Source organism: Puia sp. (assembly GCF_035546395.1).
GTDB lineage: Bacteria > Bacteroidota > Bacteroidia > Chitinophagales > Chitinophagaceae > Puia.
Map to the genome: position 1 here is coordinate 889,678 of NZ_DASZXR010000014.1, position 13,760 is coordinate 903,437.

The window sequence follows — 13,760 nt, forward strand, 5'->3', positions numbered from 1 at the left end:
TTTCATAGAAAAGTTATTCTAAACGTTGTGTAACAGTATTGTTAACCAATAAATTAAAATGTATGAAAACGATTAAAGCATTTTTCGTCATTGCTTTTGTTTTCGCCATCACTTCCACTACAAAAGCACAGAATTATAAATTAGACGGGCCTTTTATGGCCACAAAGGCTATCAAAGTAAATGGTGTTTGCGATATGTGTAAACACCGGATCGAGAGCGCCCTAAAGACTACTTCGGGCATTTCCTATGTCAACTGGGATATAGATTCGAAAACGTTGTTGGTTAAGTATTCCAGGACAAAGATCAATACCGATAAAATACAGGAGCTGGTGGCCGCTGACGGTCATGATACCGAAAAGGTAAAGGCAAGCGATGTCGTGTACAATGCCCTACCTGACTGCTGTCATTATCCAAGAAAATCATAATCAAATACTCACCAATAGCAAAATCATCAAAAAATGAAAAAACTCCTCATTCTCATCCTCTTTCTGACAGGTACTCTCGCCACTTTTGCCCAAAAAGCCAAAGACACGATGCCAATGGGAAAGATGGACTCAACAAGGACCGTGTACACCTGCCCCATGCACCCGGATATAATCAAGGACAAGCCAGGCAAATGTCCCAAATGCGGTATGACGCTCGTTGCCAAAAAGGCCCATGCGGATAAACCGTATTACACCTGTTCCATGCATTCGGAAGTCAGGAGCGACAAGCCGGGCAAATGCCCGAAGTGTGGTATGGACCTGGTTAAGAAGGAGCCGATGAACCATGATAAAATGAAAATGTAATAAGAATGGTTCCGAAATTAATCGAACTATCCCTACGCAACAGGTACCTGGTGTTGGTAACAGCACTGGGCCTGTTTGCCTGGGGCGTCTTTGCTGTCCAGCAAAATCCCATCGATGCTATACCTGATCTGTCGGAGAACCAGGTTATCGTATTCACGGAATGGATGGGACGAAGCCCGCAGATCATGGAAGACCAGGTGACCTTTCCGTTAGTATCTAACCTGCAAGGAATTCCAAAAGTGAAAAATATCCGGGGGACCTCCATGTTTGGGATGAGTTTCATCTACATCATATTCGACGACAACGCCGACATCTACTGGGCCCGCACGCGGGTGCTGGAACGATTGAACTATGCCCAGCGGCTATTGCCGCAAGGTATCACCCCTACCCTGGGTCCGGATGGTACAGGCGTCGGACATGTGCTATGGTATACCCTGGATGCACCGGGCGTAGACCTGGGGGAACAACGGGCGTTGCAGGACTGGTATATCAAGTTCGGATTACAGACCGTTCCCGGCGTTGCCGAGGTAGCGTCCTTTGGTGGATTCGAGAAACAATACCAGTTAGTGGTCGATCCCATCAAATTGCAATTCTACAACATTTCCCTGATGGATGTAATGAACAAGATCAAGGCTAACAACAATGACGTAGGAGGCAGGAAATTCGAAATGAGCGATATGGCCTATATCATACGAGGTTTGGGCTATGTTAAAAACAAGGGAGATCTGGAAAGCATCGCCCTGGCCAATTATAAAGGCATTCCTGTCCGGGTAAAAGATGTTGGCACGGTGCAACTGGGAGGCGACCTGCGGCTCGGCATCTTCGATCAAAATGGACAAGGTGAGGTAGTAGGGGGCATTGTCGTCATGCGTTATGGCGAGAACGCCGACAAAGTGATCACAATGGTGAAAGAAAAGATGAAGGATGTGGAAAAAGGACTGCCGGAAGGCGTCCATTTCAAGATCGCATATGACCGCAGCAGCCTGATCGAAGCAGCCATCGCCAATATCAAGGGCAAGCTGGGAGAGGAAATGCTGGCCGTATCGCTTATCGTCATCCTCTTCTTATTCCACTGGCGCAGCGCCATGAGCATCATCATACAAATCCCTATCACCATTGCCATCAGCTTTATCCTGCTAAATGCCTTTGGTTTATCCTCTAATATCATGTCCCTGACAGGTATCGCCCTGGCTATCGGTGTGATCGTGGATAACGGCATTATCATGGCGGAAAACTCCTACCGGAATTTAGCCGAATGGCAGGCAAAGCATTCACCGAATAAATAATCAACATGCGTAATTATTACCGCATTCCACGGGCCGAAAGACTGGCGATCATCGAAAGGTCCTGTAAACAGGTGTCGCGAGGTGTCTTTTTCTCTACCATTATCATCATTACTTCTTTTCTACCGGTGTTCCTGCTGACGGGACAAGAAGGCAAGCTGTTCCATCCGCTGGCTTATACCAAGACCTTTATCATGCTGGTGGACGCCTTCCTAGTGGTGACGTTGGCGCCCGTGCTCATCTCCTTCTTTATGACCGGACGTTTTAGGGGAGAGCAGGCCAATCCGGTGAACCGCGTATTGGAAAGAATGTATGAGCCGTTGATCAGGCTCTGTATCAAGTGGCGGAAAACGACCATCGGCATTAATATCATTGCTTTGATCATCAGTATACCCCTGATCTTAAGCCTGGGAAGAGAATTTATGCCGCCCCTGGACGAAGGTTCCATCCTCTTTATGCCGGTGACATTACCCGATGTTTCCAACTCCGAGGTCAAAAGGATCCTGCAGGTGCAGGATAAGATCATCAAATCGGTTCCGGAGGTAATGAACGTTCTGGGCAAGGCGGGCCGGGCAAACACTGCCACGGATAATTCTCCCATCAGCATGGTAGAAACGATCATCCTGCTGAAACCAAAAGCGCAGTGGCGTGCCGGCCTCACCAAAGAAGACATTATCAATGAGCTGAATAATAAATTGCAGATACCCGGCGTCACCAACGGCTGGACCCAGCCCATCATCAATCGGATCAATATGCTGTCTACCGGTATCCGCACGGACGTGGGAGTAAAAGTATACGGGCAGAACCTGGATACCATCTCTGCCTTTGCGCAAAAGGTAAAGACGGAATTACAAGGCATCGCAGGCGTGAAAGACCTGTATGTAGAACCTATTACGGGAGGGAAATATATTGACATAGCCATCAAAAGGGACGAGATCGCCCGGTACGGACTCAGCATCGATGACGTAAATGCCGTCATCGAAAGCGCTTTGGGCGGTATGAAGCTGACAACCACTGTGGAAGGTCGCCGTCGTTTTTCTGTCAACGCCCGCTACGCCCAGGACTTCAGGGACGATATAGAAGCGCTGAAGCGGTTGTCCGTCCAGACTATGCCATTCGGCCCCATCCCTTTAAGCGCCGTAGCGGATGTGCAGTTGACGGAAGGGCCACCCATGATCAATTCGGAGAACGCCTTATTGAGGGGCACCGTTCTGTTCAATGTACGCGACCGGGACCTGGCCGGTACCGTACAAGAGTCACAGGACAGGCTGAATAAAATGCTGACCCGCCTGCCCAAAGGTTACTTCCTGGAATGGAGCGGACAATACGAGAACCTGATCCGCGGCGAGAAGACGTTGAAGATGATATTGCCGGTTGTGCTGGCAGTGATCTTTATTTCCATGTATTTCGCCTTCCATTCCGCCCGGGAAGCCTTGTTGAGCCTCATCACCATTCCCTTTGCCCTGATCGGCGGGGCCTATATGGTCTATTTCTGGGGAGTCAACCTGTCGGTGGCAGTCGCCGTGGGCTTTATTGCTCTTTTCGGGCTGGCTGTAGAAACAGGGATTGTCATGGTGATCTACCTGAACGATGCCATGCAGCAGTTGGTGACGGCAAAAGGCAATTCCAGGGAGAGCATTACCCCAGCAGATCTGCGGGAATACGTGGTTGCGGGGGCCGCCAAAAGGCTGCGTCCTAAATTGATGACTGTCTGCGTAGCCTTGTTCGGATTGATACCCATATTATGGAGTTCGGGCGTGGGCAGCGATGTCATGAAGCCGATTGTACTGCCCATGATCGGCGGGGTATTCACCTCCTCCATCCATATCTTACTGGTCACTCCCATCATTTTCTTAATGAGCAAGGAATATGAATTGAGAAAGCACGGAAAGATCGATGTGCTGGAAGTAAAACATTAATACGATGAACAAACTACTCATTACACTGATTATTTCTATATTATCCCTACGGGAGGGACAGGCACAGCCGGTGATGAAGCTGGATGATATTTTATCGGCTGTTCAGTCTAACCATCCTTCACTAAAAATGTATGATGCTGACATTCGCTCTATGGATGAGGCGGCCAAAGGGGCCAAAAGCTGGATGCCGCCTGAGCTGAGCACTGGCTTCTGGATGACACCTTACAATCCTTCCTTATGGAAAAAGATGGCCGACGGCACCCCGGGTATGGGACAATATATGATCTCCGCCCAGCAGATGCTTCCCAATAAAAAAGAGCAGGAAGCTAACGCCCGGTATATGCAGGCCGCATCCGCCGTCAGCAGGGAAAGCAAGCAGGCGAATCTTAACGGGCTCTATGCCGCCGCAAAAAAAAGTTATTACACCTGGCTGATCACAGAAAAAAAAATCCGGGTGCTGGATGAGGACGAGCGCCTGCTCAATTTCATGATCCAAAGCACAGAGATCAGGTACAAGAACAACCTGGGTAAGCTCAATGCCTACTACAAGGCCAAGGCTGCGCTGGCGGGCATCGAAAACCAGCGCATCATGCTGCAAAACGAGATACGGCAACAACAGATCATGCTGAATACTTTAATGAACAGAAGCAAAGACATGACATTCGGGATCGATACTATTTACACGATCAGGGACTATCAGCCGGCCGACAGTTCCTATCTTGTCCAGGCCCGCAGCGATCTGAAAGCCATTGACAAAAATATTCAGCTCACTTACCTGCAACAAAACCTGGAACAATCTAAACTAAAGCCCCAGTTCGGTATCCGCTACGATCATATGTTCGGATTTGGAGGACTGCCCATGCAATACAGTTTGATGGCAATGGTCAAGCTGCCCATCGCGGCCTGGTCGTCCAAAAGCTATAAAGCAAATATCGAAAGCCTGACCTGGAAAGCCGAATCACTCAAAGAACAAAAACAGCTGGTGTTGAACGAAGCCACAGGACAGATCTCGGGCATTCTCGCTGGTCTGGACAATAAAAAGAAACAGGTATCCCTGTACGAGGAAAAGATCATCCCTGCGTTGCAGAAAAATTACCAGACCATGCAATTGAGCTACGAACAGAATACAGGCGAGCTGTTTGAGTTGCTGGATGCCTGGGAAACCCTGAATATGACGCAGCTGGAATACCTGGGCCAGTTGCAGGAGCTATTGAACATGCAGGTAGAAATGGATAAAGTGCTGCAACAAAATTGACATAAGTATGAACAAACTGTATATATGGTTGATCACAGGCTTTTTCGCCTCAACTTTGCTCCTTATCGGCTGTAAAGAAAAGGTCCCTGCGGCCAAACAGCCAGCCCCTGCTGCCCAGGAAGTCATTTACACCTGTCCTATGCATCCACAGGTGATCGCCCACCAACCCGGCAATTGCCCCATTTGCGGTATGACCCTGGTAAAAAAGGAGTATACAGCAGCGGAGGCAGGCACAGAAACGGCCGATCCTGGCACCTTGCTAAAACCTACCAACTCCTATGTAATTTCCAGTATACCGGTGACTACCCTGCAAACAGGCGTGCAAACCGTTAATAAAGAAGTGTTGGGCAGCGTGGATTATGACACCCGGCAGGTACATACTATTTCCGCGCGGGTTTCCGGAAGGATCGAAAGGCTATATGTAAAATACCGCTTCCAGCATGTGCACCAGGGCGCGAAGATCATGGATATCTACAGCCCGGAACTGGTCACCGCCCAGCAGGACCTTTTATTCCTTCTCCGCCATGATCCCGACAACGCTCCCCTGCTAAACGCAGCCAGGGAAAAATTGCTGTTGCTTGGCATGACCGTACAGCAGATGGAACAAGTGATGCAGACAAGAAAATCTTCGTATACAGTATCAGTATATAGTGACTATAGCGGACATATTCATGCCGCCGGAGGTATGGGCGAAGCGCCGGACAACGGAGCACAACGCATGGATGTATCGAAAGGCACCGAAGAATTGCCTGTTAAGGAAGGTATGTATGTCACAAAAGGGCAAACGATATTCCAACTATTCAATACGGATAACAGTTGGATCATCCTTAATATTTTTCCGGATGACGTGCCGTTTATTAAGCAGGGCATGCCGGTGACGATCATTCCGGAGACCACTAATGATTCCTTTGACGCCCGCATCAATTTTGTAGAGCCGTTTTTCAGGGATAATAATAAGACGCTTACGGTAAGGATCTTTTTTAATAATGCCACCCGGAAAATACCTATTGGCAGCCAGGTAAGGGCCATCGTCCGGAGCAATAGCCCCAGTGCAGCCTGGCTTCCCCGGTCAGCGGTGTTGAACCTTGGCTTGAGTCATGTTGTTTTAAAGAAGGCTGAAGGAGGCTTTGCAGTGCAGGCCGTCCGAACGAGCTTGCTGACCGATAGTCTTATCCAGGTAACGGGCGGCTTGGATGAACAAGACAGCGTGGCGGCCGACGCCCAATTCCTAATGGACAGCGAAAGTTTTATCAAAATAAAACAACAATAATGAACAGGCTTCAACTTCCTACGATCTTCATGGCAGTGGGACTGCTGCTCCTGCTTTCCTCCTGCAAGCTAAAAAAAGAGCAAACGGCAAAATCGGACCCGGATATTTATTACACCTGCAGCATGGACCCGCAGGTAGTGGAGTCCAAGCCAGGGAAATGCCCCATTTGTCATATGGAGCTAACAGCCGTCCACAAAAGCCAGCAACAGAAAAACGATGAGCTAAAACTCAGCCCCGAACAAATGCGGCTTGGAAATATCTCTACTGATACAATCCATCCGGGATACACAGGAAGTCAGCTGGTGCTGACAGCGACCCTCAATACAGACCAGTCCAAAACGAATGCAGTCAGCGCTCGCATCGGTGGCCGGATCGATCACCTCTATTTTAAGAATATCGGCGAATACATCCCCCAAGGGGCTAAATTATTCGACATCTACAGTGAAGAATTGAACAATGCCAAACAGGAATATCTCCTTCTTATACAAAAGCAAAGAACGCTCGGCAATTCCATCATAGATTACAATCCATTGATCGAGGCAGCCAGGAACAAGCTACTATTATGGGGAATCAGCGATGCCCAGGTGAATGAGCTGGTGAAAAACGGTAAAGCCGGCGTGACAACAAGTTTTTACAGCCCGGTGGGAGGTACCATTACTGAACTGACAGTAAAAGAAGGCGACTATGTGATGGAAGGCGGTGCCATACTACGCCTTGCAGATCTTTCTACCCTATGGGTGGAAGCGCAGGTGTACAGTTCCCAACTGACACAGCTCAGGCAAACAGGCAAGGCACTGGTGCAATTCCCTGACTTCCCGGAAAAACAACCCATGGAAGGAGTCATCGATTTTGTAAATCCTGAGATCGATCCGAACACCCGCATCAACCTGATCCGGGTCACACTTTCCAATAAAGATCATCAGCTAAAACCAGGCATGCCTGCCTATGTTACGATCAAAAACCCTCAGCAGAAAGCGCTCTCTCTTCCCATCGATGCCGTGCTTAGGAACGGTAAGATGTCGGTAGTTTGGGTGGAGACGACGCAAAACACCTTCAAAAGCAGGATGGTCGAGACGGGAATGGAGGGGAATGGTCTTATCGAGATCAGGTCGGGATTGCAGCCAGGGGATGTAGTAGTGGTCACGGGCGCTTATTTGCTGGAAAGCGAATATATTTTTCGGAAAGGGTCATCACCTATGGAAGGGATGGATATGGACAATATGAAAATGTAAGGTTATGGTGGAAAACACTACCCATTTTACTATTATAGGGTATCTGCTTTGATGATTCCTTTACCCCGAACCTGGCAATAACTGCATGGCATAGAATTTTCTGCATGTTTTGTTGTTATGCCAGTCCATGAAAAGAGTCATGTCCATAATATTGTTTCTCCTTTATTCGCTGTCTACTATACAGGCAAGTTTTGATTGTCATTTTTGCATGGGCAGGTTAGTCGAAATTTCATCTACCGGACCGCAAAAAATTTGCGCCGGCTGCGGGATGGATGCCAAAAAGGACTCAAAAGCCTGTTGTAAGGACATCCAGCTAAGCTTAAAATCAGGCGATAAGCATATTTCTCCAATTATATGTGATTTCTCTCCCAGTCTCTATGCTTTACCGACTAGTGCGACCTGGATTATTTACAGCGACCAAAAAATTGATAAAAGGTTGGGAGAAACCTATTCTTTTCATGCCCCTCCAGCGCTTCCCCGCTATTTAACATTATTGAATTTCCGGGTTTGATCGCCGGCAGGCCAAATGGCACTGCCAAGTTTTTTCTATAAGTTCCTCAGGAGCCTATACACCATTATTTACTCTCCCAAATTAACAATATGAAATCACCTTTTTATTTGGCAGTAAGCATATGCCTGCTTATTTCCATTGCTTCATGCTCTAAAGATAGCGGCATCAAGCTGCAGGCACATGACAACAATCGTATGATGGACAGCGTACATGTTATGATGAGCAGAATGGATACCACGAAAATGACCAATGACCCCGATATCGATTTTGCAGCCATGATGCGCATGCACCACCAGGGCGCGATCAGCATGGCCAACCTGGAGATTCAACAAGGAAAAAACGACTCCTTAAAACGGATTGCTCAAAAAACGATTGAAGAGCAGCAAAAAGAGATACAAGATCTTTCCCGCATACTGGCGGGTCTCAGCGTTGATAACAGCGACCCTGAATTTACCATGGAACAGAAAGCCAACATGGGAAAAATGGACACGACGGCCGACATCCAATTGATAACAGGAGATATCGATAACGATTTTGCAACGCTGATGATTGTGCATCACCAAAGTGCGACAGATAATGCTTCCGCCTATCTTCATCATGGACATTACCCCGATCTATTAGATATGGCTAAGAGTATGGTCAAATCGCAAACAATGGAGATCAATGAGCTTGCCAGTTGGTTAATCGCTAATAAACGTAAACCTTAAATCTAACACTATGTCCAGATACGCAATTTTACTCGCCTTATTGGCAGTGTTTTGGGTTCCCGGCTTCGCCCAGCACCAGCACCAACATCGTATGCCGGCTGGAAGCGATAGTTCCGGTATATCTATGGATACCAGCCACCCAATGAACAAGGGTATGGACATGGATATGCCGATGGATGTGCCCATGACTAATGCTTTTTCTCTGAACCTGCCCATGTCCCGGAATGGTTCAGGCACCAGTTGGTTACCGGATGACGCTCCCATGTATGCTTATATGCTCCATTCTAAGAAATGGATGTACATGGTCCATGGGAATATATTCCTCCGGTATAACCACCAGGACCTTGGCAAGGCAGGCACGAGAGGAGGTGAGAAATGGGATGCCCCCAACATGTTGATGTTTATGGGACAAACCAAGGTTGGCAGCAAAGGTCTTTTTCACTTTAACACCATGTTCTCTCTTGATGCAGCTATTGCCGGCGGAAGTGGGTATCCCCTTCTATTCCAGACAGGAGAATCCTGGAAAGGAAAACCTTTGGTCGACCGGCAGCATCCACATGACCTGTTCTCAGAGCTATCGGTAAGCTACTCCTATTCTTTTTCTCCGAAGTCCGACTTCTTCGTTTACTTCGGCTATCCTGGGGAACCGGCCCTCGGGCCAGTGACCTATGTCCACCGACCCTCCGGGATGGATAATCCCGATGCGCCGTTGGGGCATCACTGGACGGATGCTACCCATATTACATTTGGGGTAGCCACCATCGGGTTCCGGTACGGCCTTTTTAAATTGGAAGCATCCTCGTTTACCGGCCAGGAGCCTGATGAGGACAGGTATAATTTTGACAAGCCATTGTTTAACTCCTGGAGCAGCCGCCTTTCCTTAAATCCTACTAAAAACTGGGCACTCCAGATATCCCATGGATACATAAAAAGCCCTGAAGCGCTAAAGCCTGACGAAAATATTCACCGGACCACCGCCTCCGCCATGTATTCCTGTGCTTTCAGGGAGGAACACTTTTTCAACGCCACTGCCGTCTGGGGTCTGAATAAACAAAAGGATCTGGATGGATCAAACGATGCTCAGCTGGAAGCATCGCTCCGCCTGAAAAGTTTCCTGGCCTATTTTCGCTATGAATGGGTACAAAAATCCGTAGAAGAGCTAAACCTTGAGCCCAATACCTATGGGAACAATGTTCAGTTTCCCGTCAACGCCACTACCATTGGCGCCGGTTACGACCTTATTCACTCCGGCAATGTACGGGTAATGGGTGGCGGGCAATTGTCCTGGTATCACCCGGATAAGCAACTGAGTAGTTTATATGGCAAAAACCCGCTGGCCGGAGAGGTTTACCTCAGATTCTATCCTTCCCTGATGAAGATGCACAAGATGAAGATGGAAAATATGTAGTAGCTATTTCTTAACTAATAAAAACGACTATTATGTCACATCAACAGTATCAGGAATGTATCGAAGCATGCCGCGAATGCGCGACCGTCTGTAATCAATGCGCTTCAGCCTGTCTCCATGAAGAAGATGTAAAAATGATGACACGGTGTATTCAGCTTGATCTCGAATGTGCGGCTATTTGCAATACAGCTGCGCAGGTAATGAGCCTGGACGGCGAAATGTCCGCGCAACTTTGCCATCTTTGTGAAGACATTTGCAATCGGTGCGCTGAAGAATGTGAAAAATATACCAGGATGGAGCATTGCAGACAGTGTGCAGAAACTTGCCGAAAATGCGCAGAAGTATGCGCCAATATGGCCCAGCACGTCTAGGAACAAGTTGGGTTAGTGGCGTTGTATAGCTGTCAACTTCACCAGAATGTTTTTTAATTATAAACAACCTTAGTATGAACATCCAAGCACAAAAAGAAAAACATATTATGTATAAAAATGGTATGCCCTATAAAAAGCTGCTATTGATGATAGTGACCTCCTTTATATTCATGTATATTCTCATGTACGCGATGGTCGATAAATTCTCCAATGTTGTACCAAACGTTAATCAATTCTACATGGCGGGGCTGATGACCATGCCTATGCTGCTTATTGAACTTATTATCATGGGCGGCATGTATGGGAATAAAAAGTTGAATACGGGATTGATCATCGCCGGATTGATCGGAGGATTTTTTTTTTACGTCTGTATTAGGCAGCAGGCAGGCGTCACGGACAAACCATTTTTACGTTCCATGATACCGCACCATGCTGCGGCCGTATTGATGGTGAAAAAAGCGTCATTAAAGGACCCGGAGATCAGAGCGCTGGCAAATCAAATCATTACCAGCCAGGAGGCCGAGATTCAGCAAATGAAAGCCAAATTGGAGGCATTAAAAAAGTAGCATAAATCCTGCCCGGCTGCATTGATCCGACATGCCTAAAGATACAGGCCTATTTCCCCCATTTCCAATCCCGGACCTCCGGCATATCGACACCGTTGCTGCATATGTACCGTTTGTGTTCGATCAATTTATCCTGCATGGTCTGCTTCAGGTAGGTTCCCTTCGTTCCAATGTGAGGCAAACGGTCGATCACATCCTGCACCAGGTGAAACCGGTCCATATCGTTCAGCACTGTCATATCGAAAGCCGTAGTGATAGTACCTTCCTCCTTATATCCCCTTACATGCATATTCTTATGATTCGTCCGTCTGTAAGTAAGACGATGGATCAACCAGGGATAGCCATGAAAGGCGAAAATAACAGGCTTGTCCTTTGTGAACAGCATATCGAAATCCGTATCACTTAATCCATGCGGATGCTCGCTTTCCGGCTGCAGCTTCATCAAATCCACCACATTGACGACCCTGATCTTTAGCTCCGGCAATTCCTTTCGGAGGATAGAGACGGCAGCGAGCGTTTCCAGGCTGGGCACGTCACCAGCACAAGCCATTACCACATCAGGCTCCTCCCGCTGGTCATTACTGGCCCAGGTCCAAATGCCAACTCCCTTGCTGCAGTGGATAACCGCCTGCTCCATAGTAAGCCATTGGGGTGCAGGATGTTTCCCGGCTACGATCACATTCACGTAGTGCCGGCTGCGGAGACAATGATCCATCACAGACAGCAGGCAGTTGGCATCAGGCGGCAGGTAGACCCGTACGACGCCGGCTTTTTTGTTGACCACGTGGTCCAGGAAGCCCGGGTCCTGATGAGTAAAGCCATTATGGTCCTGCCGCCATACATGCGACGCCAGGAGATAGTTGAGCGAAGCGATCTTTCTGCGCCAGGAAAGGCCGGAAGTGACCTTTAGCCATTTTGCGTGCTGGTTGAACATGGAATCCACGATATGAATAAAGGCTTCATAACTGTTGAACAGTCCATGTCTACCGGTAAGTAAATAACCTTCCAGCCAGCCTTCACATTGGTGCTCACTGAGCATTTCCATGATCCTCCCCGCGGGGCTAAGGAATTGATCGTTTGGTAAGACCCCGCCTTCCCATTGACGGCTGGTAACCTGGAATACTGCGTCCAGACGATTGGAAAGTGTCTCGTCGGGACCGAAGATCCTGAAGTTTCGTTGATCCTCATTAAGCCTGATAATATCCCGGAGAAAAGCGCCTAATACGAGTGTATCGGCTGCCTGGACGGCGCCGGGGGCGGGCACTGCGACGGCATGGTCCGTAAAATCCGGCATTTTGAGGTCCCGTAATAAAATACCCCCGTTGGCATGCGGATTGGCGCCCATCCGCCGCTCACCTTCCGGGGCAAGATCGGCCAGTTCCCGGCGAAGACGGCCATTGCCATCAAACAGCTCTTCGGGCCGGTAACTTTTCAACCAGGATTCCAGTTGCCGGAGATGCCCGGCGTTATGGGCTGGGTCGGACAGGGGCACCTGGTGTGCACGGAAGGTTCCTTCTACCGCTGTACCATCCACTTCTTTCGGACCCGTCCACCCTTTGGGCGTTGTAAGGATGATCATCGGCCATAACGGGCGGGTGGTATTGCCATGAAGACGTGCGTCTTGCTGTATTCCTTTAATTTGGACCATCACCTTGTCCAGGGTGACAGCCATTGCCTGATGCATAGCTTCCGGCTCTTGTCCCTCCACGAAATAGGGAGTCCATCCATATCCTTTGAACAGCTGCTCCAGCTCTTTTGGGGTGATCCTGGCCAGGATGGTGGGATTCGCGATCTTATAGCCGTTGAGGTGCAGGATGGGCAGCACTGCGCCATCTGTTGCGGGATTGAGAAATTTGTTCGAGTGCCATGCGGTAGCCAGCGGCCCTGTTTCAGCCTCCCCGTCTCCCACCACGCAGGCAACGACCAGGTCCGGATTGTCAAAGGCAGCGCCGAACGCATGGGAAAGGGAATATCCCAGTTCCCCGCCTTCATGTATGGATCCAGGGCATTCAGGGGAAACATGGCTGGGTATACCGCCCGGAAAGGAGAATTGCGTAAAAAGCTTTTTCAATCCGGCCTCGTCCAGGCTTATCTCCGGGTATACCTCCGTGTACGTTCCTTCAAGATACGTATTTGCCACTAAGGCAGGTCCACCATGCCCCGGCCCTGAGATGTAGATCATATTGAGATCATATTGCCGGATGATCCGGTTCAGGTGCACATAAACGAAGTTCTGGCCCGGCGTGGTACCCCAATGCCCCAGCAAAGTGTTCTTAATATGTTCCGGTTTAAGGGGTTCCCGTAGCAGGGGATTAGCATGAAGATATATCTGCCCGACGGAAAGGTAATTAGCGGCCCGCCAGTAGGCATCCATTTTCCGCAATAAGCTCTCCGATAACTGTCGAGCTGGATCTGTAAGCGTTTGCGTTGCCATAAAATCAGTTTTATTG

General features: G+C 48.6%; 13 protein-coding genes. 12 read left to right on the top strand and 1 reads right to left on the bottom strand.

The annotated features are described in order from the left end of the window. Positions 1 to 62 precede the first annotated feature (62 nt). The 12 genes from VHE34_RS16460 (at position 63) to VHE34_RS16510 (ending at position 11,310) form a co-directional block, all read left to right on the top strand. Positions 63 to 425, top strand: coding sequence for a heavy-metal-associated domain-containing protein (locus VHE34_RS16460; RefSeq protein ID WP_325589905.1), 363 nt, complete (start codon positions 63 to 65; stop codon positions 423 to 425). A 33-nt stretch (positions 426 to 458) separates the two neighbouring features. After that, positions 459 to 788 carry a heavy metal-binding domain-containing protein gene (locus VHE34_RS16465; RefSeq protein ID WP_325589907.1) on the top strand — a complete coding sequence of 110 codons (330 nt, stop codon included), beginning with the start codon at positions 459 to 461 and terminating at the stop codon, positions 786 to 788. 5 nt (positions 789 to 793) lie between these two features. Further along, on the top strand, positions 794 to 2,074 hold the full coding sequence (locus VHE34_RS16470) for an efflux RND transporter permease subunit (protein WP_325589909.1): 1,281 nt from the start codon (positions 794 to 796) through the stop codon (positions 2,072 to 2,074). 5 nt (positions 2,075 to 2,079) lie between these two features. Continuing rightward, a complete protein-coding gene (locus VHE34_RS16475) occupies positions 2,080 to 3,990 on the top strand; it encodes an efflux RND transporter permease subunit (RefSeq protein ID WP_325589911.1) in 1,911 nt (636 codons plus the stop codon). 4 nt (positions 3,991 to 3,994) lie between these two features. Then, positions 3,995 to 5,245 (top strand): TolC family protein, encoded by a 1,251-nt coding sequence (locus tag VHE34_RS16480; RefSeq protein ID WP_325589913.1) that lies wholly within the window; start codon positions 3,995 to 3,997, stop codon positions 5,243 to 5,245. Between the two features lie 7 nt (positions 5,246 to 5,252). Beyond that, positions 5,253 to 6,515 (top strand): efflux RND transporter periplasmic adaptor subunit, encoded by a 1,263-nt coding sequence (locus VHE34_RS16485; protein WP_325589915.1) that lies wholly within the window; start codon positions 5,253 to 5,255, stop codon positions 6,513 to 6,515. Continuing rightward, a complete protein-coding gene (locus VHE34_RS16490; RefSeq protein WP_325589917.1) occupies positions 6,515 to 7,747 on the top strand; it encodes an efflux RND transporter periplasmic adaptor subunit in 1,233 nt (410 codons plus the stop codon). The genes VHE34_RS16485 and VHE34_RS16490 overlap by 1 nt, the downstream gene beginning before the upstream one ends. 139 nt (positions 7,748 to 7,886) lie before the next feature. Then, on the top strand, positions 7,887 to 8,258 hold the full coding sequence (locus tag VHE34_RS31150; protein ID WP_414709901.1) for an HYC_CC_PP family protein: 372 nt from the start codon (positions 7,887 to 7,889) through the stop codon (positions 8,256 to 8,258). Between the two features lie 89 nt (positions 8,259 to 8,347). Further along, the gene (locus tag VHE34_RS16495) at positions 8,348 to 8,965 is read left to right on the top strand and encodes a DUF305 domain-containing protein (RefSeq protein WP_325589919.1); all 618 of its coding nucleotides are present in this window, start codon (positions 8,348 to 8,350) and stop codon (positions 8,963 to 8,965) included. Positions 8,966 to 9,089: 124 nt separating this feature from the next. Further along, positions 9,090 to 10,373: a hypothetical protein gene (locus tag VHE34_RS16500; RefSeq protein WP_325589921.1), complete on the top strand. Its 1,284-nt coding sequence runs from the start codon at positions 9,090 to 9,092 to the stop codon at positions 10,371 to 10,373. A gap of 32 nt (positions 10,374 to 10,405) precedes the next feature. After that, positions 10,406 to 10,744: a four-helix bundle copper-binding protein gene (locus VHE34_RS16505; protein WP_325589923.1), complete on the top strand. Its 339-nt coding sequence runs from the start codon at positions 10,406 to 10,408 to the stop codon at positions 10,742 to 10,744. A 74-nt stretch (positions 10,745 to 10,818) separates the two neighbouring features. Further along, the gene (locus tag VHE34_RS16510; protein ID WP_325589925.1) at positions 10,819 to 11,310 is read left to right on the top strand and encodes a DUF305 domain-containing protein; all 492 of its coding nucleotides are present in this window, start codon (positions 10,819 to 10,821) and stop codon (positions 11,308 to 11,310) included. A 49-nt stretch (positions 11,311 to 11,359) separates the two neighbouring features. Here the strand turns inward: VHE34_RS16510 and VHE34_RS16515 are convergent, their stop codons facing one another. Next, positions 11,360 to 13,744, bottom strand: a complete 2,385-nt coding sequence (locus VHE34_RS16515) for a phosphoketolase family protein (RefSeq protein ID WP_325589927.1) — start codon at positions 13,742 to 13,744, stop codon at positions 11,360 to 11,362. Positions 13,745 to 13,760: the final 16 nt, after the last annotated feature.

Bases quoted from the DNA above. Each gene is read 5' to 3' on its own strand.
- VHE34_RS16460 (WP_325589905.1), top strand. From the start codon at position 63: ATGAAAACGATTAAAGCATTTTTCGTCATTGCTTTTGTTTTCGCCATC.
- VHE34_RS16465 (WP_325589907.1), top strand. From the start codon at position 459: ATGAAAAAACTCCTCATTCTCATCCTCTTTCTGACAGGTACTCTCGCC.
- VHE34_RS16470 (WP_325589909.1), top strand. From the start codon at position 794: ATGGTTCCGAAATTAATCGAACTATCCCTACGCAACAGGTACCTGGTG.
- VHE34_RS16475 (WP_325589911.1), top strand. From the start codon at position 2,080: ATGCGTAATTATTACCGCATTCCACGGGCCGAAAGACTGGCGATCATC.
- VHE34_RS16480 (WP_325589913.1), top strand. From the start codon at position 3,995: ATGAACAAACTACTCATTACACTGATTATTTCTATATTATCCCTACGG.
- VHE34_RS16485 (WP_325589915.1), top strand. From the start codon at position 5,253: ATGAACAAACTGTATATATGGTTGATCACAGGCTTTTTCGCCTCAACT.
- VHE34_RS16490 (WP_325589917.1), top strand. From the start codon at position 6,515: ATGAACAGGCTTCAACTTCCTACGATCTTCATGGCAGTGGGACTGCTG.
- VHE34_RS31150 (WP_414709901.1), top strand. From the start codon at position 7,887: ATGTCCATAATATTGTTTCTCCTTTATTCGCTGTCTACTATACAGGCA.
- VHE34_RS16495 (WP_325589919.1), top strand. From the start codon at position 8,348: ATGAAATCACCTTTTTATTTGGCAGTAAGCATATGCCTGCTTATTTCC.
- VHE34_RS16500 (WP_325589921.1), top strand. From the start codon at position 9,090: ATGGATACCAGCCACCCAATGAACAAGGGTATGGACATGGATATGCCG.
- VHE34_RS16505 (WP_325589923.1), top strand. From the start codon at position 10,406: ATGTCACATCAACAGTATCAGGAATGTATCGAAGCATGCCGCGAATGC.
- VHE34_RS16510 (WP_325589925.1), top strand. From the start codon at position 10,819: ATGAACATCCAAGCACAAAAAGAAAAACATATTATGTATAAAAATGGT.
- VHE34_RS16515 (WP_325589927.1), bottom strand. From the start codon at position 13,744: ATGGCAACGCAAACGCTTACAGATCCAGCTCGACAGTTATCGGAGAGC.